This window comes from Myxosarcina sp. GI1, from assembly GCF_000756305.1.
GTDB lineage: Bacteria > Cyanobacteriota > Cyanobacteriia > Cyanobacteriales > Xenococcaceae > Myxosarcina.
The window spans coordinates 166,110-185,866 of sequence record NZ_JRFE01000022.1; the positions used below are offsets into that span (position 1 = coordinate 166,110).

A 19,757-nucleotide genomic window follows, 5' to 3' on the forward strand; every position below is an offset into this window, starting at 1 on the left:
ACAAACTAATAACTAGAAAACTATGTCTATATCTTTAGAAAATCAACCCCAAGTAACTATCGTTGTAGTTCCTCGCGAACGTTTTAGCTGTACCCAAGACTCTTTAGAAAGCATTTACGAGCATACCAAAATTCCCTTCGATCTAGTCTACGTAGATGGTAATTCACCAACCAAAGTTGCCAACTATCTTCAGACTCAAGCACGAGTTAAAAACTTTCAATTAGTGCGAACCGACTGCTATCTCGCTCCCAACAAGGCACGAAACTTAGGTTTGAGCTACGTAAAAACAAAGTACGTAGTTTTTATAGATAATGACGTAATTTTAACCCCGAATTGGCTACAGCCACTGGTCAACTGTGCTGAAGAAACAGGAGCCGCAGTTGTCGGACCTTTAATGTGTCAAAATAAACCGCTACATGAAATAGTTCATTTTGCTGGAGGCGAATCTCATATTGTCACTGATGTAAACGGCAAACAGCATATCCGTGAAAAAATGTACAAACAAGGTCAAAAAGTTGCTGAAGTTAGACCACAACTGAAGCGGATGCCTACCGAACTTACGGAATTTCACTGTATGTTAGTGCGTACTAAAATTTTCGAGCAAATTGGTACTTTTGATGAAGCTATGCTTAATACTAAAGAACATCTCGATTTTTGTATGTTAGTAACTGCAGCAGGAGAAACCGTTTATTTTGAACCAGACTCGATAATGACTTACGTTCAAGGCAGTTTGGAATTAAGCGACATTCATTATTTTATGCTTCGTTGGAGTAACGCCTGGACAGTCAATAGTTTGGAACATTTACGACAAAAATGGGACTTAGAAACAGATGGTTATTTCAAATCCAAATACAAAAAGCTAGGATGGCGGCGAAGAGAACAAATTATTTCTCCTCTCAGCCGTCGTTTGAGCCTGGGTTTAAATCCCAAATATTTGGGTAAAATTTTCAGATTATTAGACAAAAATATTTTAAATCCCTATCTTACCTATCGTCACGCTCGCCAACAACTGAATCATCGCCAGAAGTTGGCATTTGCAGCACGACAAACTCCAAAAACTCTCGAACGAGTTTAAAATTAGAACTTTAACTTTATGCAATCAAAAATAGCAGTTATCTTTGGGGAACAGAAGCAATGAATTTAAGTTTGCTGACAGACAACAACCAAAACAGGTTTATCTAACCGCTGTTTATGATTGTCTAAAAAGTAAAATTAATAACCAAAAAGTCGATGACGAATTTGGTAATTATACAAACAGAACAACATGAACCAATTAGTATCGGTACTTATACCTTGTTATAACAAAAGTAAATGGATTAGAGCGGCAATCGATAGTTGCTTAAATCAAACTTATCCAAATATAGAAATTATTGTTATTGACGATGGTTCTACCGATAATTCTTTAGAAATTATCAAAAGCTATGGAGATAAAGTTATTTGGGAGAATGGACGCAATAGAGGTGCCAACTATGCTAGAAATCGAGGCTTTGCTTTGTCAAAGGGCAAATATATTCAGTATTTAGATGCTGATGATTATCTATTACCCGAGAAAATTGAAAAGCAGATTCGCTTTTTAGAAAATACGGATGCAGATCTGGTATATGGTAATGTCATCTGCGAGTATTGTGCCGCTGATGGAACTAGTTCTTTTAGCGAACTGCAAATATGCAGGTCTCACGATAATATTCTCGAGTTTCTACTCTCTTTTGAGTATTTTATTCAAACAGCAAGTCCATTGATCGAGCGACAGGTAATAACTAATAGCGAAGGATGGGATGAAAATCTTCAAGCAGCTCAAGACATAGATTTTTTTCTAAATCTAGCAATAAATGAAGTTAAATTTAGCTATCAGCCCGACTGCTACACAGTATATAGATACTATCACAGCGATTCTAAGATTTCTGCCGACAAGACTAAACTCTGGAATCATCGTTTAATGGTAATCAAAAAAGCAGAAAAAAAACTAATAAAACTCGATAAACTAACAGAGAAATATAAAAAAGCTCTAGCACAAGCCTGTTTTAGAGTAGCGTTGTTTGGCTGTATTTATCTCGATCGCAAGCAGTATCGCATGCTGTTGCAAAAGACTATTGCTCTCAATCCTGATTTTAATCCCGATAGTTCGATGCTTAAAAGCGGTGCCAAGATATACAAAATTCTCCATAAATTTTTAGGATTTATACCAGCAGGTATAGTTTATAAATATATAAAACATTTAAATTTTATTCGCCACCATAAAGAAAAAGATTATGGTTTGCATACAGCAAAAAAAAATTGGATAAATCTTAGAAAATTAAATTATTAATTTTAGCGATCGCTACAAAATTTTGATAATACAATGCAGATAGACAATTTCGCTTTAATTATAGGCACTATGAAGGGTGGGACTACAAGTCTGTTCAATTATTTAGCCAAGCATCCTCAGATTTCACCCTGTATAGAGAAAGAGCCAAGTTTTTTTTCCGAGCAAGCTAAATTGGCTCTAGGTTACGACTACTATCAGAGTTTGTGGAATTACGATCCTACCGTACATAAAATTGCTTTGGAAGCTTCTACTTCTTATACCAGAGCGACTCATCCTTACTATGTCAGGGCAGCAGAAAATATTTATCGCTACAGTATCAACAACAAAATTAAATTTAAATTTATTTATATTCTCAGAAATCCTATAGATAGAATTGAATCTCATTATACTCACGGTCGTGCCTGGGGATATGGTGAAACCAAACACGATCCCACTGAAGAAGTTAATCGCGAAGTATTAGAAACTACAAAATATGCCATGCAGATCGAGGAATATTATCAAAGATTTTCTAGTGAAAGCATTCTGCTCTTAGATTTTGTAGATTTAAAACAACAGCCAGAATCAATTTTGAAAAAAATCTGTCAATTTTTAGAAATAGATGATAATTATGACTTTGAAGAGTTAAACACAGTTCACAATCGTGGTAAGACAAGAACGACCATAAAATTACCAGGCTGGTATAAAATCAGGAGAACTGACTATGTAAGAGCGATTAGCGATTCAATTCCTATAAAAACCAAAAAAATATTTCGCAGTTGTTTTGGTCGTCAAGTAAGCGAACCTATAAAATTATCACCAGAACAAAAAAAATTAGTTTTAAGCGAACTACAAACGGATTTAGAACAGCTGCGATCGCAATATGGTTTTGATATTTCTCAATGGAATCTATAATTTTAAACGTTTAATTTAACTTTAGTAATGCAAAAACTTTATATAATAGCGTATTTAAAAAATGACAGTCGATAATTTCGCTTTAATTATAGGTACGATGAAGGGTGGTACTACCAGTCTATTTAATTATTTGGCACAGCACCCTCAAGCAGCTCCCTGTAATTATAAAGAACCAAATTTTTTTGCCTATCAAAGTAATTTCAATAAAGGATTTGACTATTATCAAAGTTTGTGGAATTGGCGATCGGATACACACAAAATAGCAGTAGAAGCATCGGTAAACTATACCAGAACTAGTTTGACCGACGTGATGAATTCTGCCGAGAATATAGCTAAATATAAAGATAGGGCTAAGTTTAAGTTTATTTATATTCTTAGAAATCCTATAGATAGAATAGAATCACATTATGCTCATGGCATAGCCTATAAAACCAAAAAAAATCCCGATCGCACCACGCAGGCACTCGATAAAGAAATACTAGATACTTCTAAATATGCCAAGCAAATAGCAGAATATTACCAAAGATTTTCTAGTGAGAATATTTTACTGTTAAATTTTGACGACCTCAAACAGAATCCTCTAAATTTAATGCAAAAAGTCTGTCAGTTTTTAGAGATAGATTCAGATTATCAATTTCAAAATTTAAATAGTATTTATAATGACGGTGGCAACAAAAAAATTAGAGTTAATTGGTATGGTCTAAATATACCGATGAAAGCCAAAATTCATCGTCTGCTCAGGCAAATTCCCTCTAGTTATAAACAGCCTCTTCATAATTTGTTAGGCGGAAAAACTCATAACAACTTCACTCTTTCTCAAGAACAAAAAGACTATATTGTGCGAGAATTAGCAGCAGATTTAAGAAGCCTCAACCAAACTTATGGATTCGATATTTCTCGGTGGGGTTTAAATCTCAAAACACCCGCATTAGAAAAATAGTGACTAATAATTATAATCTTAGGTCATGAAAATTTTACTGACCATTCATGAAAAATTTGAACCCAACTCTGGGGCTGCGGGAAGTATCGTCAAACTAGGAAAAGAATACCAAAAGCTGGGTCATGAAGTACATTACTTTTCTATGAACGATCTGCCTAAGAAAATGCATCGTCTGGTCAAAAGAGTTTTGTTTCCCGAATTTGTCGCCAACCGTATTGCATCAATAACTGGTTTAGATGTAGTCGATGCTTCTACGGGGGATATCTGGTTTTGGGTAAAAGTCGGGCAAAAGTTCAGCAGCAATCGTCCGCTATTGGTTACGAGAAGTCATGGGTTAGAACACTTACTACACGAACAGCTTCTTCAAGATGCCCGCATGGGAAAAAGCCGCTTGAGTTGGAAATATCCTTTATATCGTGGCAGTATTTACCTTTCAGAAATAGCCACCTCTTTAAAGCGTGCCGATTTAGTCTATTTACTCAATCAGCAAGAGCGAGAATACGTCGTTAATAATTTAGGACTTAAAACTCAAAATATTCGTGTGGTAGCTAATGGAATTCCCGAAACTTTTCTCAACTTGCCTCTCGAACCTCTATCTAAAAATCAAAATGACACCATACAAATCGCGCAAATAGGTACTTATATTCCCCGAAAAGGAATTGAATATGGTTCGCCAGCAATTAACAGCATTCTGCTAAAATATCCCCACGTCAAGATGACTTTTCTCGGTACGGAGTGTCGGGAATGCCCTGGAGTCGAGCCTGTTTATGCCGACTTCGATCCTGCGGTGCGCGATCGCATTACGGTAATACCTCGTTACAGTCATGAAGCTCTACCCTCTCTACTGCGAGGACATCAAATCAAACTGTTTCCCACCCTTTCTGAGGGTTTTTCTCTGTCTTTAATTGAAGCGATGGCGTGTGGTTTGGCACCCATAACTACGGCTCATCCAGCAGCCTTAGAAACAGTCAGAGATGGTTACGATGCCATTGTCGTACCTTTGCGCGATCGCGCCAGCTTAGAGCGAGCCATAGAGCGAGCGATCGGCGATCGCAACTTTTTAGAAAGCTTGCGGCAGAACGCCCATGCAACCGCCCAACAATATAGCTGGAATCATATTGCCAGACAAAGTTTGTCTGTATATCAACAGCAGCTACAAGCAAAGCAAAATCAGGAGGTCAATCGTTGATAAACTTCAAGAGTCAGTTGGCTAGCAGACTATGGCGTAAGTAAAGTAACTGTTCAAAAAACTTGAAAACCTTTTGCCTTTTGCCTTTTGCCTTTTGCCTTTTGCCTTTTGACTTTTGACTTTAACGGTACTAGCAGCTTGTTAAATCTTTCGTTCAAACTTATTTATTGTCCTTATGCCACGTTTGATTAGTAAGCAACGGAAAAAAAAATCCAGCCTATCTTCAGGAGAGTCACTAGGCTGGAAAGTAATTATCGGCTTTACGGTTTTTTTATCTCTGTTGCTGCTAGCTGGCTTGGGCAAATTGCTGATTTTGCTATTTCCCCTCGGTTCTCTGGCTGTCGCCACTTTTCTCTATTTTCGCGCCCCAGCCCTGTATATTGGCTTTACTTTTTGGATAGCATTTTTTGGTTCGTTGATTCGTCGCCTAATTGACTACCAAAGCGGCTATTTAACACCAGGTCCTTGGGATTTTGCTGCTACTTTAGTCACTCTGGTTTCTTGCTATACGTTAGTTCGAGAATTGCCCAAAATACGTAACTACAGGCAAAATTTACCGTTTATCATTTGTTTCGGTGCTATAGTTTATGGTTTTCTAATCGGCATTATCCAACAACCATTAGATACAGCGATAGTTAATTTTTTAGATTGGTTTTGTCCCGTTAGTTTTGGATTTTATTTATACGTAAATTGGAAACATTACCCTCAATATCGCAGCGTCATCAAGCAAAGCTTTTTGTGGGGGGTAATTGCTATGGGACTGTATGGAATAATCCAATTTTTTATTGCTCCTCCCTGGGAGCAATTTTGGTTCGAGCAAGCCGAAGTTCAATCTTTTGGTATAGCAGAGCCGTTTGGCATTAGAGTTATGAGTTCGATGGGTTCTCCTCAAGCTTTTGCTACAGCAATGATGGCAGGGACGCTACTTTTAATCGGTACTAAAGCCAACCTTTGGTTTTTACCAGCTAACGCTCTAGGCTACCTGACACTTTTATTGTCGAGAGCTAGAGCCGCCTGGATGGGTTGGCTGCTAGGACTTTTAGTAACTATATCTTCTGCTAAATCTAGCAAACAAATTAAAATAATTATTGGTATTACTTTAATTTTGCTAGTAGTACTTCCCTTGATTAATATCGAACCTTTTTCCGATACTATTGTCTCGCGTTTGACAACTCTAACTGATGCCGAAGGCGACAGCAGTTTGAATACCAGATTATCTGCCTATCAAGATTTATTTAATTCGGCAATTACCGAAGTAGTTGGCAAAGGGTTGGGATACAAAATAGATTTACCTGGTTTTGGAGAGAAAGACGGTGCTATTTTACCAACGCTGTTTATTTTTGGTTGGTTAGGAGTTATTCCTCTAATTTGCGGAATCGGTTTATTACTAATCAAATTATTTTACGAGCCAAACAACAAAGCCGACTCTTTTGGTATTGCCTCTAGAGCGATAAGCCTGGGAATTTTGGCTCAAATAGGCTTTAATTTTATTTTTACTTCGGCAGTAGGCTTGTTTTTCTGGAGTTTTATCGGCATTAGTTTGGCGAGCCAGAAATATTATTTATTTCAATTAAAATCGGCAATACCGACAACCACACGTTCTTAGAGGACAAACAAAATTTACTTTAAACCAACCCAAATTTTCGCAGTCAATGTTTAAGTTAGCAGTCGATAAAATTGAAAACTGGATTTATGTAACGGGTGTAATTAGAAGCGGCACTACATTTGTCGGCAAAATTCTCAGTCTTCCCTTACAGGTAGATTACATACACGAACCTTTTAATCCTCTCTGCGGCATTCCTGGAATGACCAAATGGTATCGCTACGTCGAGCCTAGTTTGAGTACGGCAGAAATGCGGCAGTTTCATACTCTGACTAAATCTATTTTTAGCTACGATCTCCAGCTTAGAACCTGGTATCCACCGAGCAATCCCATACATACCAGAGTTATCAAGCAAGTCTTCGGTAGCAGAGGTCCTTTTTATTTGCGTCTGGCAAAGCCGAATATTTTCCATCGAGCAGCAGTAATCAAAGATCCTACTGGTAATTTAGCAACGGAGTATTTATATCGTCACTTTGCAGTCAAACCAGTAATCGTTATCAAACATCCCATATCTTTTATTGCCAGTCTCAAACGAGTAAACTGGCATCCCAAACTTGAAGAGATTAACGATCAACCACAGTTAATCGAGGACTATTTTGCCGACGAACGAGACTTTATTAAAGGTAAATATGACAATTGGGTGCTGGAAGCAGCAGCATACTGGCGTGCTAGTTATAAAGTGCTGTTGGCGCAGGCGAGCCAGTACCCAGGCTGGCTGGTTTTTACCCATGAAGAATTGAGTCAGTCATCGGTTGCAGTATTCAAAAATCTCTACGACAAACTAGATTTGCCCTGGTCGCAAGGGATCGAAAACAAAATTCTCCAACTGACTACTGGTAATAGTTCTGCTAAAGCTAGAAAAGGTAAAGTTCAAGACTTTAAAAGAAATAGTGCTGACATTTTTAAAACTAGTATCGAGTCCATATCTCTAACAGAGAGAAGACAAATCTTTGAAATCGTGGAAGATATTGCCTTGCAGGTTTACGATCGCTCTAGTTTCCTCCTTGATTGAGTATGCTACCGAGATAGAAAGCAACTTTGTCTTATAGCTGCTGCATTTTAGCAATCAACTCAGTTAGTTCCTGTTGGATTTGTCTCAAACTAGATTCGTCGCTCGCTCTTTCCTGACTTAAATTAACTAAATTTGTATACTTACGCTCGATGTCGTTAACTCGTTCGTTTAAAGTCACAAACTTGCGAGTTAGCTGGTGCATCGCATCAAAACTATGCTCGAACGATTGAGTAGAACGCTGCAAAACTAAAGAAGATTGAGAAAACTGATTTTGAGCGATCGCCAGTTCGTTAGTAGCGGTTGATAATTTTTCGGGAAATCGACTGCTATCGAATATATTAGCCGCACGTTCAAAAGCATCGGCACTGGTTTCTACTTTGCGAAAAGACTTGGCGATTGAGTTTTCGATAGTATGGCTGAGATTTCCCAGCATTACTTCAAAATTATGGCTAAAGCGGTCTATAGCTGACTCCATACCATTTTGCGGTTGAAGTTGAGGTAGATAGATATTATCTATATAGTCTTCAATAACACTGAGCAGACTGGCTCTGGCAATTTTAGTATTCCAGATTATGTTGATTACCGACAGCAAAGCACTACAGGCGATCGCAATTAAGCTGCTGATAAATGCAATTCCCATTCCCTGTAAGGGTCGATCTAATTCATCGACCAAACTTCTAACATTGTCTAGATCGACTTGCGTAATAGTTTGACTGAGGCTGGCTAAATTAATCGTAATGCCCAAAAAAGTTCCCAGCAAACCAAAAGAAAGCAACAAGTTGGGCAGTATGCGACAGAAATTATCGACAGCTTCGTAGTTTAACGACAAGCCAAAAAGATCGAATCTTTCTCGACTATATGCCCCTTCGACAATTGCTGGTGTATTAATTTGTTCGCGATCGCAATTGATAGTTTGTAGTCTTTGTTCCAGTCTAACTATTATTCTCGGTGCAAATTCTGGTTCGCTGCTCCCTAGCAATCTTCTCGCTTCTATTTCCGAGCGATGTAAATTATTATACAGACAGTAGCGCAAAATAATAGCGGCTATTGTGGGTAAAATTACTAAAAATACTGTCAGAAAGATTAAATAGCCAGGCAGCAAAGCGAAGATACCAAATAGTTGAGACATTATTTATAGTTAGGGAGGTAAACAGCCGAGTTAATAATTATTTATTGTAAAAAATTTCTGCTTGCTTAAAGCGCCGCAAAACTTCACCCAGGCGATCGCATTCGGCAATCAAACTAATTCTGACATAACCCTCACCAGCTTCACCAAAAGCATTACCTGGAGTAACAACCACCGCAGTATTTTTAAAGACATCGAGAGCAAAATCAGTAGAACTCGTCCCCGGGGGAACTTTTACCCAAAGATACATAGTAGCCTCAGACGGTTCGATTTCCCAACCCAACTCTCTCAAGCCATTAACCAGAAAATCTCGGCGTTGACTGTAACGTTGCTGTACTTGTTTGATATAGGTATCTGGTAGCTGCAAAGCCGTTTCTGCTGCTTTTTGAATTGCCGAAAAAATACCGTAGTCGAGATTGGTTTTTAGCGTCCGCAAACCCTGAATGATATCAGAATTACCAACTACAAAACCTACTCGCCAGCCTGCCATATTATAAGTCTTAGAAAGAGTATGAAACTCAACCCCAATTTCTTTCGCTCCAGGTATTTCTAATAAAGAAGTCGGTTGATAACCGTCAAAAGCCAGTTCGGCATAGCAGAGATCGTGAACTAGCATTATGTCGTAATGATAGGCAAAAGCCACGATTTCTTCAAAAAATTCTGGGGGTGCGGTTGCGGTAGTAGGATTATTAGGGTAGTTAAAATAGAGAATTTTGGCTTTTTGGGCAATATCTTCGGGAATAGCATCTAAGTCAATCAGCCAATCTCGTTCTGCCTGTAGCTGCAAAGGATAAATCTCACCACCCGCAATTAAAGGACCTCTAAAATGAGCGGGATATGCCGGAGTGGGTACTAAAACTATATCGCCAGGATCGACATAAGCCAGAGCCAAATGAGTCAAACCTTCTTTCGAGCCAATTAACGGTAAAGCTTCGCGTTCGGGATTGAGTTCGACTCCATAACTGCGGTAATACCAATTAGCAATTGCCGTCCGAAAACTAGCCGTACCCTCAAAAGGTGGATAGCCATGATTGCGAGGATTCTGTAAGGCAGAGACTGCTGCGTCAATTACGGGTTGTGGAGCAGCCCCGTCGGGATTACCCATACCCAAATCGATTAAATCTAGCCCTCGTTCGCGGGCATTAGCTTTTAACTCATCTAAACGAGCAAATACGTAAGGTGGTAGTTGGTGAAGACGTTTGGCACGGCTTATCCGATCTAAATTCATTATTTGGCGCAATGCAGTTTACATAGCATCCTATTGTTGCATTTTGCTTGGGATTTTTGTCAAGAAAGTTTACGCTTAATAATTAATGTAATAAATATCTAATTTAATAACTGCAACCTGTCTTAAGCAGGATGATCTAACCAAAGGCATTACCTATGCTAATTTGCAACAGTTGGACTCTCTAACTTTAAAGATTTGATATTTTAGCCTAATATCGTACACTCTAAAATTGCAGTCCACTTCGATGAGCAGGAAAGAAAGATTATGATACACAATACCGATTTTGTAGGTGCGGTTTGGTGGCTGGCACAAGCTCCTGGCGTAGAAATCGAACCATCGGGAGAAATATTAGAAGATGTAGCTTTGGCTAATAGCGGACCTAACTTTTTTGCTGCTTTAGTAGCAGGAGTTATGTTAGCTTTTGCCTTTCAATTATTGTTTACTAATTTTGGCGTTGCGGCTTTGGTTTCTTCGCTAGGAGGAAAATCCCACGATAACAGCGATTCGAGTTCGAGTAATCTAGGTAAAACTGTTAGAAAGATCGGCGTAGCCTTGGGTATAGCTACTTTAATCAGCGTAACCCTGGCATTATTTCTAGCCTGTACCTTTGCGGTTAAATTAAGTTTGTTTGAATCGGCAGTTTCAGGAGCAATTGTCGGCTTAGTAATCTGGGCAACTTTCTTTTCGTTGATGGTCTGGTTGAGTTCCACTGCTGTAGGTTCTTTTTTGGGTTCGATAGTAAGTACTGCTAGTTCTGGATTGCAGTCAATTATTGGCACTGCTACCTCTGCGCTTGGTGCTGCTACTGCTGGCAATCAAATAGTTAATACCGCAGAAGCCGCTGCTGCTGCCGTACGTAAAGAATTAGGAATGGCAATAGATCCTGTAGAAATGCGTGAGAATGTCGAAGATTTTTTGCGCTCGGTAAGAAGCCCCGATTTGAATTTGCAACAAATTGCTACAGATTTCGAGGCGTTATTAGACGATGAAAATCTACAGGAAATTGCCAACAGCGAGAGTTTGAGAAATATCGATCGCAACACCTTTATCGATTTAATCAGCGAGCGTAGCGATATTTCCAAACAAGATGCCCGACGCATCGCCGCCAAAATGGAAGGCGTATGGCAAAAAAGCCTCAACAAACTACCTTCAAGTTCTGGCAATCCCTTAAGCGATTTGGGCAATTACTTAAAATCTGCTACTAGAGAGCAGCTTACGGGAGGCGATCTCAACGATAAACTAGATCGCCTAATTGATGAATTACGACGCAACCGTCAGGCTAAATCCACTAGTCCCATAGCCCAAAGTGCTAGCCTCGGCATGAATAGCTTAATTGGTATGGTGATGGGTAGAACCGATCTATCGGATATAGATGTAGATAGTATTGTCGAGCGTTTACAGATACTAGGAGATCATTTAGGCGTACAGACCAGAAAGGCAGCAATGCAGGTAGGGGTTATCGAACCTACCAAAAGCACTATTAAATCTGACATCAAAAACTATATACTCAACGCTTATCCCTGGCAGTTAAATCAGTCTAATCTCAATTTGCAATTTCGCGATTTGATTTATGACGTTGATGCCGACCCCGAAGTCGTAGCCAATGAGTTGAGACGGCTGCATCGTTCTGATTTTGTAGAGCTGCTAGAGCAAAAAGGCTTATTAACCAAAGAGCAAATTATAACTAAAGCTAACTTGCTCGATGCCATTCGTTTGGAAGTTTTGGCAACTGCCGAAGCCGCAGCCGAACGAGAAAAAACAATCGCTCTGATTGCCGAAGCGGAAACTTATATCACTACCGCTTCTAAAGCAGAACTATCTCCAGAAAAGTTAGAAATTAACTTCAGACCAATTTTGGAAGATACTGATGCCAGTAAAGAACAAATTGAAACCCGTCTCAGACAGCTAGATCGTCCTACTTTCGAGCGGATGTTGGAAATGCGTGGCGATATGGATGCCATCGAAGTTTCTACAGTAGCGGGAGAGTTAGAAAGGATTCGCGATCGCGTCTTGCAAGATTTTCATCAAACTCTCGGACAAACTCAAGCAAAAACCGAACGACAGTGGGTTAAAGTTGAGTCCTATCTAAGGGATACTGGTAGAGGCGAACTAAACCCCCAGGCAATCGAACGCGAACTCAGCTTATTACTTAAAGATCCCCACGCTGGTGCTTCAGCGTTAAAAGCTAGATTGTCTAGATTCGATCGCCAAACTTTAGTACAGTTGCTATCTCAACGAGAAGACTTGAGCCAGGAGCAAATCGAAGAAATACTCGATTCCGTAGAAAAAGTTTGGTTTCAGGTGCGTTATGCTCCGCAAATGCTGGCAGGAAAAGCTCAAGAGCAGTATACTCGCGCCGAAACTGCGATCGCCGATTATTTACGCAGCACTGGCAAAGCCGAACTCAATCCTCGTGGCATCAAGCGCGATTTATCCCTATTGTTTGAAGATCCCCAACTAGGAGCTAAAGCCATACGCCAGCGTGTAGCGGCAATGGATCGCGATACTTTAGTAAAACTACTAACTCAACGCAACGATCTCAGCGAAGCAGAAGTCAATGAAGTCATTGATGAAGTCCAGTACAATCTGCGCTCTCTAGCCAAGCTTCCCCGTCGCCTGGCAGTTCGTACTCAGCAGCAGGTTGAAGATTTCCAAACTTCCATCGCCGAATATCTGCGTTCTACCGATAAAGACGAACTCAATCCCGAAGGTATTCAGCGAGATGTCGAGCTACTACTCAACGATCCGCGTGCGGGAATGGAAAGTTTGCAGGAAAGACTCTCTCAGTTCGATCGCTCTACTTTGGTAGCACTACTCTCTCAGCGAGATGATATCTCAGAAGAAGACGTTAACCGAGTTGTAGACCAAATTCTGGCAGTACGCGATCGCGTTCTGGGTCAATTACAAGCCATACAAGAAAGAGTTCAATCCATAGTCGATCGCATTTTGGCAAAAATCCGTGCTTATCTTAATGGCTTAAACCGTCCCGAACTCAACTATGACGGCATCGAACGCGATGTTAAAGTCTTGTTTGACGATCCCCAGGCAGGTTTTGACGCACTTAAAGACCGCTTTGGTCAACTAGACCGCGATACTTTAATTGCCGTAATGAGTTCTCGCGAGGATGTCTCTCAAGCCGATGCCGAACGCATCGTCAGCCGCATCGAACGAACTCGCGATCGCGCCTTGCAACGAGCCGAACGCATTCAGTACGAAGCTCAAAGACGCTTGGAGTTAGCCAAAGAACAGGCACAACATCAGGTAGATGCCAGTCGCAAAGCAGCCGCCGCAGCTTCCTGGTGGTTATTTTTTACCGCCCTGATCTCGGGAATTGCTTCGGCTTTGGGTGGAGCATTATCTGTAGCTGGTTAGAGTTATTACCGTTAAGACAGGCTCAAACAATCACATAATAATCACATGATTATTACTGCAGGAGGTAACTTAAGTTACCTTCTGCATTTTTTTTGAAATTAGAAAATATGGATAAAGCTGGAAGTATTTCTTAAAGCTAATAGTTAATAACTTCAAGATAAATAATGTGTATTAGTTAAAAACCAGATTGATATTATAAGTCTCTAGACAGATAAATAGATTGAGAACGATACATAATACTAGCTATAGAAACATTTGCCGAACATTCAATGCCTGTTTGATTTTGGCAAGTTGTTGTATCTATTGCTAACCTAATGTCAGTTTTTACGCTCCTTTTAGGACTAGTAATTCTAGTCGCCGTTACTTTTGATGTCTTGATTACTACCCTGACTGTAGGTGGGGGAGGACCTCTTACCAGTAGAATCTCAACTAAAGTATGGCAATTGGCTCTGAAAATTAACAACCAAAATTTTCGTCATCGCATCTTGGCAAGTATTGGTTGGATGCTCTTAGCTAAGATTGTCGTCATTTGGAACCTTTTAACCTTAACGGGATGGTCTTTGGTATTTTGCTCTTTTAATAATGCCATTATTAATACCACTGACAAAATGCCAGCCAGTATTTTAGAGCGGATTTATTTTACGGCTTATACCCTTACTACTTTAGGCAGGGGAGATTATCGACCCGATGGCATAATTTGGAATGTATTTACCGCATTAGCGGCAGCAAATGGTTTTTTTCTCGTCACCCTCTCTATTGCCTATTTGTTTCCCGTTGTATCGGCAGCCACTCAAAAACGCGCCTTTGCGGTTTACATTGCTTCTCTCGGCGGTACGGGAGACGAAATTTTAACTAGAGCTTGGAACGGTAAAGATTTTGGTCAGTTAGACCAGCATCTGATTGCTATAGCTCCAATGGTGGCAAAACTAGGAGAGCAGCATTTAACTTATCCAATTTTGCACTATTTCCACAGTCGCGAGCGATCGCGCTCTACTGCCTTGAGTCTGGTAGCATTAGATGAAGCTTTAACCCTATTACGTTATGGTATAGCCGATTATTGTCAATTCGATCCTGCCGCTCTCGATACGGCTCGTCGTTCTGTTGCTGCCTTTAACAATACTCTTAAGTCTGCCTATGTCAAACCTACAGTAGACGAACCGCCCTTGCCATCTTTGGATTTACTAAGAGCGGCAGGCATTCCAACCTTTAGTGATGCTGAGTTTTTAAGATCTATTAAGTATGTAAATAAAAGACGGCGGTTTTTACTCGCTCTAATACGCAACGATGGCTGGACTTGGGAAGCGATAGCCTCTAGCAAGACTACTAACAGGGCAAAAAATTTGGATGATGAAAAATCTTACCAATAATGTAACATTAGGCTGAAGAGAACAAATATGTTTGAGTCATCGGATAATTGGGTTAATCTGGCTTTGGGTTTAGATGCCCAGAAGTTAAATATTTGGCAGATGGGACTAAGAGCAATAATAATTTATATTGCTGCTTTGGTTATGGTTAGAATTGGCGGCGATCGCCGTTTTATTGGTAAATTTGCCGCCATTGATGTGGTTTTGGGAATTATCTTAGGCTCTACCCTCAGTCGCGCTATCAATGGCTCCTCGGCTTTTTTTTCTTCAATTGGAGCGGGTTTTGTCTTGGTAGCAATGCACTGGCTATTCGCTTCCCTGGCTTATTATTTTCCTAGTTTGGATAAGTATATCAAAGGGCGATCGCGAGTCATAATTAGAGACGGTCAAATATGCCAAAAAGCAATTAGGCAAAGTCATATTACCCAACAAGATTTACAATCGATTTTGCGTCTTAAAGCTAAAAGCGATCGCATCGAACAAGTTGAAATTGCTCGCTTAGAAAGTGACGGTCAGGTTAGTCTCAATACCAAATCTGGTGAGCCTAAAATAGTTGAATTTGACGTAGAGCCTGGAGTACAAAAAGTTCGTATCGAGATCGATGGTTAGATGCGATCTTTTGATGAAGAAAGAAGAAGTTTTTCATCCTTCTTTCTTTCATCTATTTATCGCAGTAAGTTTATTGGTTAGGACGAGTTAATTAGATTGTTCGTAAGTATTCATCAATGAATAGCGAACAGCGAACAGTGAACAATTTTTCATTTACTAACCTTAAACTCAGCAGTCAAAATTCATTGCTCATTGCTCATTGCTCATTGAGAAGTTTTGCTGTTTATTGAAAAATATTATAATTTGTCTTGAGGGCAAAAAGTTTTAAGCTAGAAAGTAAGTGATGGTTATTTTATCGTTTTAAGATTGTTATCAAACCACTTGCCGCGATAAAAGTCTCAAATATTTTGGTTTCAAGCTAGAAATTTATTGAGAATTACTTTCAAAAGCTGTATTATATAAAATCTGCATAGTAAAATTCTATACAAAAATTTATTTTTTCCCTCGATAACAGTTATGAATAAGTTTTCGCGACGTTTCTTTCTGGGTGCGGGTACGGCAACTCTAGCGGTTGCCTGTGGTCAAGTCAAACGAGTCTCAGAAGAACCTAATGAAAATGCCAATGTCCAACAAACCACTAAAGAACTAAATATTTATTCCTCTCGTCATTACAATACAGACGATAAATTATATGGCGATTTTGCCCAGCAAAATGGAGTGAGAATCAACCTCATCGAAGGCAATGCCGACGAACTAATCGAACGCATTAACAGTGAAGGGGCAAACAGTCCAGCCGATATTTTGATTACTGTCGATGCAGGGCGGTTGTGGCGAGCAGAACAAGCTAACATTTTTGCACCGATAGAGTCTGAAATTTTAACTAGCAAAATTCCCGAAAACTTACGTCATCCCGATAATCTCTGGTTTGGCTTTAGCAAAAGGGCGCGGGTAATAATGTACAACCCAGAGCAAGTCGATCCTACCAATCTATCAACTTATGAAGCACTAGCCGATCCTCAGTGGCAGGGTAGAATTGGCGTTCGCTCCTCTAGCAACATCTATAACCAATCTTTAGTAGCAGGATTGATTGAAGTTTTAGGTGCAGAAGCTACAGAAGAATGGTGTCGGGGATTTGTCGCTAATTTTGCCCGTCCGCCTCAAGGTAACGATACATCGCAGATTGAAGCAACAGCAGCAGGAGAGATCGATCTTACCCTCGCCAATACCTATTATTTACCCCGCTATGCCGACAACCCAGAAATTTTCGATCGCGTCAAGGTATTCTTTCCCAATCAAAACGGCAGGGGAACTCACGTCAATATTAGCGGTGGCGGCGTAACCCAAAATGCACCCAACCGCGAAACAGCGATCGCTTTTTTAGAATATCTTGCCAGTCCTTCCGCTCAAGAGTTCTTTGCGCTCGGTAATAACGAGTACCCTGTAGTAGCAGGAACGCCGATTTCCGATGTTGTAGCTAGCTTTGGCGAATTTAAAGAAGATACGGTCAACGTATCGGCATACGGGGAAAATAACGCCGAGGCTGTTAGAATCATGGATCGCGCTGGGTGGAAATAAACAAAGCAAAAAAACGCACAATTCCTGTAGCTAGTAATAGAGAGAAAATCGCCAATTAAATTAATCTTCTATTGCTAAACTGAGTTTTTAGGGAAGGGCGGCAAAGCCAATCGCTGATTCGCTTAATAAAGGATTTGTTCGACTAAGTTTTATGAAACATTTTCTCGGTTTGGTAGCTATAAGTGATATTTTGATAGTCAGTAGTATGATGGCAACTCCCTTGCTGGCACAAAAAAAATCTTCGCTGTTTTTAGCTTATCCTCCACCAGAACATCAAACTACTGCCGAGAAAATATTTTTGATTGGTACTGCATCTCCAGAGGCAGAAGTATCAGTCAACGGCAAAGCAATAACCAATAGAAGTAAAATGGGACATTTTGCTCCTAGCTTTCCCTTAAAGTTGGGTAAAAATGTTTTTACTTTGCGCCACCAGAACGCAGAATTAAAAATAACTGTCATTAGAAATAGTGCCGTACCAGAAATTCCGACGGGAATAGCATTCGCTGAAGATTCTCTTACTCCTGCCGTAAATATCGATCGATTGCCAGAAGAATTTGTTTGCTTTGGCGCGATCGCACCTCCGAAGGCTGAAGTTAATGTAAGTATTGGCGGTAAAAGTATTGCCCTACTACCCCAAAGGGCGATCGCCCTTCCGCCTAACTCAGCCGTTTTAACTGCCGAAGCCGATACCGTTAATGTTGCTGCTGGCATTTATCAAGGCTGCACCGTCTTTGAAACGTCGGGTAATTTGGGCAAACCCATTTTTGAATTAGATTTACAGGGAAAAACCGTAACCAAAGAAGGCACAGGAGAAATAACTATTCTCGATCGCGCCGAGATCGAAGTAGTAGAAGTCACTGCCGATGAGGGGGTAGCCAGAACGGGTGCGAGTACCGATTATTCGCGTTTAACTCCCCTACCTAAAGGTACTAGAGCTAGAGTAACGGGCAGAGAAGGAGAATGGTTGCGTTTAGATTATGGCGGCTGGATTAAAGCCGAAGAAACCAAACCTGTAGTTGGTAACACACTGCCCCATTCTTTGATACGGGGTATTACTTCCAGACAAATTGCAGGTGCCACAGAAATTATTTTTCCCCTACAAACGCCAGTACCAGTAGCGGTAACTCAGGGAGAAAAACAAATTACCCTGAGTTTGTATAACACCACTGCCCAAACCGATACCATTAAAGTCGCAAGCGATCCCGTAATTCAACGTCTTGACTGGCAACAGGTAACGCCAACCAAAATTGACTATACTTTTCAACTAAAAAACCAGCAGCAATGGGGTTACGATCTGCGCTATGAAGGAACGAACCTAATTTTTACTTTACGCCATTCGCCACAAATATTACCAAGTTCTAGTTTTTTAAGCGATCGCTCTTTAGCAGGTATTGAAATTTTACTCGATCCAGGACATGGCGGTAGTGAGTCTGGTTCGATAGGTCCTACTGGCTATCCCGAAAAAAAAATTAACTTAATTATGTCGCAATTAGTAGCGGCAGAGTTAAAAAAAATGGGAGCAACGGTTTATTTAACCAGAGAAACCGATACCGATCTTTCTCTGCAAGAGCGAGTAGATATCATTAACAATACCAAACCAGATTTGGCAATTTCCATTCATTACAATGCTTTACCAGATAGCGGTGATGCCTTAAACACCCAGGGAATCAGTACCTTTTGGTATCATCCCCAAGCAGAAGATCTAGCTTCGTTTCTGCATAGTTATTTGGTCGAAAATTTAAACCGTCCCAACTATGGCGTATATTGGAATAATTTAGCTCTCACTCGTCCTCATACTGCCCCTGCTATTTTATTGGAATTGGGCTTTATGATTAACCCACAAGAATTTGAATGGATTACCGACGCTAGAGAACAAAAAAAGTTAGCTGCTGCGATCGCCCAAGGAATTAAAGAGTGGTTCGGGCGAGTTAAATAATTTGTCCTCTTAGCAAAATTTAAATTTTATTACGCCAGCGCAAACTATTGCGGTTTAGCTGGTCAATATAGCTATCAGGGCGATGGATTATTGCCTCAGCTATTTCTATTGCTTGTTTTAGCTGTTCTGCCGATAGTTGCTGGTAAGCTGCACCTCTTTTGCGATCGATGACTTCATACCAGCAGCGATTGAATAAATTATCAAGAATTATTCTGGCAAAACAATGGTTGAATCTTACAGGAAAATCGCGCTGCTTTGCCTGTGCGGGTAGTTCTTGATTTACTAATGTTAAATACTTAGTACGAAGCTGTTCGATATCCAAGATTAAATACAAAATCATTCCTCACCTATTTGAGAACTGCTATATGTTGTTAAAATTATCAATTACAAAACAAGATAGTTACCATGACCAGCTTCAGGACTGTACTGATTGTTTTAAGGAAATATTTTTAAAAACTATTGATAAATATATATTAATTATTTTAGATTGAAAATTTTTTGTTGATGCCAAAAGTCAAAAGTGTTGGATTGATTTCGACGAACTGAAAGAACTAGTTGCAAATAAACGACTGTAGAAAGATTATCTATTGAGATAATATCAATTTCTACTAATGATATGAATGACAATTGCTTGATTTTCTCATTCACAACCTGCGATCGCTTTTGC

General features: G+C 39.9%; 15 protein-coding genes. 12 read left to right on the forward strand and 3 right to left on the reverse strand.

Annotated features, from left to right (window positions below):
- Window positions 1-22: 22 nt before the first annotated feature.
- The 7 genes from KV40_RS16175 to KV40_RS16205 all read left to right on the forward strand — a co-directional run bounded on the left by KV40_RS16175 (window position 23) and on the right by KV40_RS16205 (window position 7,940).
- A complete protein-coding gene (locus KV40_RS16175) occupies window positions 23-1,075 on the forward strand; it encodes a glycosyltransferase family 2 protein (RefSeq protein ID WP_036483564.1) in 1,053 nt (350 codons plus the stop codon).
- Window positions 1,076-1,264: 189 nt separating this feature from the next.
- Window positions 1,265-2,305: a glycosyltransferase gene (locus KV40_RS16180; RefSeq protein ID WP_052055687.1), complete on the forward strand. Its 1,041-nt coding sequence runs from the start codon at window positions 1,265-1,267 to the stop codon at window positions 2,303-2,305.
- 33 nt (window positions 2,306-2,338) lie between these two features.
- Window positions 2,339-3,196 carry a sulfotransferase domain-containing protein gene (locus KV40_RS16185; RefSeq protein WP_036483567.1) on the forward strand — a complete coding sequence of 286 codons (858 nt, stop codon included), beginning with the start codon at window positions 2,339-2,341 and terminating at the stop codon, window positions 3,194-3,196.
- Window positions 3,197-3,257: 61 nt separating this feature from the next.
- Window positions 3,258-4,136, forward strand: coding sequence for a sulfotransferase domain-containing protein (locus KV40_RS16190; RefSeq protein WP_036483570.1), 879 nt, complete (start codon window positions 3,258-3,260; stop codon window positions 4,134-4,136).
- 25 nt (window positions 4,137-4,161) lie between these two features.
- Window positions 4,162-5,325, forward strand: coding sequence for a glycosyltransferase family 4 protein (locus KV40_RS16195; protein ID WP_052055688.1), 1,164 nt, complete (start codon window positions 4,162-4,164; stop codon window positions 5,323-5,325).
- Window positions 5,326-5,500: 175 nt separating this feature from the next.
- On the forward strand, window positions 5,501-6,931 hold the full coding sequence (locus tag KV40_RS16200; RefSeq protein WP_052055689.1) for a hypothetical protein: 1,431 nt from the start codon (window positions 5,501-5,503) through the stop codon (window positions 6,929-6,931).
- 46 nt (window positions 6,932-6,977) lie between these two features.
- A complete protein-coding gene (locus KV40_RS16205) occupies window positions 6,978-7,940 on the forward strand; it encodes a sulfotransferase family protein (protein ID WP_036483573.1) in 963 nt (320 codons plus the stop codon).
- A gap of 31 nt (window positions 7,941-7,971) precedes the next feature.
- Here the strand turns inward: KV40_RS16205 and KV40_RS16210 are convergent, their stop codons facing one another.
- Both KV40_RS16210 and KV40_RS16215 read right to left on the reverse strand, forming a co-directional pair.
- Window positions 7,972-9,069, reverse strand: a complete 1,098-nt coding sequence (locus KV40_RS16210; RefSeq protein WP_036483576.1) for a hypothetical protein — start codon at window positions 9,067-9,069, stop codon at window positions 7,972-7,974.
- Between the two features lie 37 nt (window positions 9,070-9,106).
- Window positions 9,107-10,294: an aspartate aminotransferase gene (locus tag KV40_RS16215; RefSeq protein WP_036483579.1), complete on the reverse strand. Its 1,188-nt coding sequence runs from the start codon at window positions 10,292-10,294 to the stop codon at window positions 9,107-9,109.
- Between the two features lie 264 nt (window positions 10,295-10,558).
- Between KV40_RS16215 and KV40_RS36710 the strand changes: the two genes are divergently transcribed.
- From KV40_RS36710 to KV40_RS16240, 5 genes are all read left to right on the forward strand, one after another.
- Window positions 10,559-13,666 carry a hypothetical protein gene (locus tag KV40_RS36710; RefSeq protein WP_036483586.1) on the forward strand — a complete coding sequence of 1,036 codons (3,108 nt, stop codon included), beginning with the start codon at window positions 10,559-10,561 and terminating at the stop codon, window positions 13,664-13,666.
- 314 nt (window positions 13,667-13,980) lie between these two features.
- Window positions 13,981-15,033: an ion channel gene (locus KV40_RS16225; RefSeq protein ID WP_036483588.1), complete on the forward strand. Its 1,053-nt coding sequence runs from the start codon at window positions 13,981-13,983 to the stop codon at window positions 15,031-15,033.
- Window positions 15,034-15,060: 27 nt separating this feature from the next.
- On the forward strand, window positions 15,061-15,639 hold the full coding sequence (locus KV40_RS16230) for a DUF421 domain-containing protein (protein ID WP_036483591.1): 579 nt from the start codon (window positions 15,061-15,063) through the stop codon (window positions 15,637-15,639).
- A 456-nt stretch (window positions 15,640-16,095) separates the two neighbouring features.
- Window positions 16,096-17,154, forward strand: a complete 1,059-nt coding sequence (locus tag KV40_RS16235; protein WP_036483593.1) for a Fe(3+) ABC transporter substrate-binding protein — start codon at window positions 16,096-16,098, stop codon at window positions 17,152-17,154.
- Window positions 17,155-17,305: 151 nt separating this feature from the next.
- Complete coding sequence (locus KV40_RS16240; RefSeq protein ID WP_036483595.1) at window positions 17,306-19,090, forward strand: N-acetylmuramoyl-L-alanine amidase; 1,785 nt, start codon at window positions 17,306-17,308, stop codon at window positions 19,088-19,090.
- Window positions 19,091-19,109: 19 nt separating this feature from the next.
- Here the strand turns inward: KV40_RS16240 and KV40_RS16245 are convergent, their stop codons facing one another.
- Entirely contained in the window at window positions 19,110-19,430 is a 321-nt protein-coding gene (locus KV40_RS16245) for a hypothetical protein (RefSeq protein ID WP_036483597.1), read from the reverse strand.
- Between the last annotated feature and the right edge of the window lie 327 nt (window positions 19,431-19,757).

What these genes read in the sequence shown, in the direction of transcription:
- KV40_RS16190 (WP_036483570.1), top strand. Translation starts at nt 3,258, where the DNA reads ATGACAGTCGATAATTTCGCTTTAATTATAGGTACGATGAAGGGTGGT.
- KV40_RS16245 (WP_036483597.1), bottom strand. Translation starts at nt 19,430, where the DNA reads ATGATTTTGTATTTAATCTTGGATATCGAACAGCTTCGTACTAAGTAT.
- KV40_RS16210 (WP_036483576.1), bottom strand. Translation starts at nt 9,069, where the DNA reads ATGTCTCAACTATTTGGTATCTTCGCTTTGCTGCCTGGCTATTTAATC.
- KV40_RS16195 (WP_052055688.1), top strand. Translation starts at nt 4,162, where the DNA reads ATGAAAATTTTACTGACCATTCATGAAAAATTTGAACCCAACTCTGGG.
- KV40_RS16205 (WP_036483573.1), top strand. Translation starts at nt 6,978, where the DNA reads ATGTTTAAGTTAGCAGTCGATAAAATTGAAAACTGGATTTATGTAACG.
- KV40_RS16175 (WP_036483564.1), top strand. Translation starts at nt 23, where the DNA reads ATGTCTATATCTTTAGAAAATCAACCCCAAGTAACTATCGTTGTAGTT.
- KV40_RS16235 (WP_036483593.1), top strand. Translation starts at nt 16,096, where the DNA reads ATGAATAAGTTTTCGCGACGTTTCTTTCTGGGTGCGGGTACGGCAACT.
- KV40_RS16180 (WP_052055687.1), top strand. Translation starts at nt 1,265, where the DNA reads ATGAACCAATTAGTATCGGTACTTATACCTTGTTATAACAAAAGTAAA.
- KV40_RS16240 (WP_036483595.1), top strand. Translation starts at nt 17,306, where the DNA reads ATGAAACATTTTCTCGGTTTGGTAGCTATAAGTGATATTTTGATAGTC.
- KV40_RS16230 (WP_036483591.1), top strand. Translation starts at nt 15,061, where the DNA reads ATGTTTGAGTCATCGGATAATTGGGTTAATCTGGCTTTGGGTTTAGAT.
- KV40_RS16215 (WP_036483579.1), bottom strand. Translation starts at nt 10,294, where the DNA reads ATGAATTTAGATCGGATAAGCCGTGCCAAACGTCTTCACCAACTACCA.
- KV40_RS16200 (WP_052055689.1), top strand. Translation starts at nt 5,501, where the DNA reads ATGCCACGTTTGATTAGTAAGCAACGGAAAAAAAAATCCAGCCTATCT.
- KV40_RS36710 (WP_036483586.1), top strand. Translation starts at nt 10,559, where the DNA reads ATGATACACAATACCGATTTTGTAGGTGCGGTTTGGTGGCTGGCACAA.
- KV40_RS16225 (WP_036483588.1), top strand. Translation starts at nt 13,981, where the DNA reads ATGTCAGTTTTTACGCTCCTTTTAGGACTAGTAATTCTAGTCGCCGTT.
- KV40_RS16185 (WP_036483567.1), top strand. Translation starts at nt 2,339, where the DNA reads ATGCAGATAGACAATTTCGCTTTAATTATAGGCACTATGAAGGGTGGG.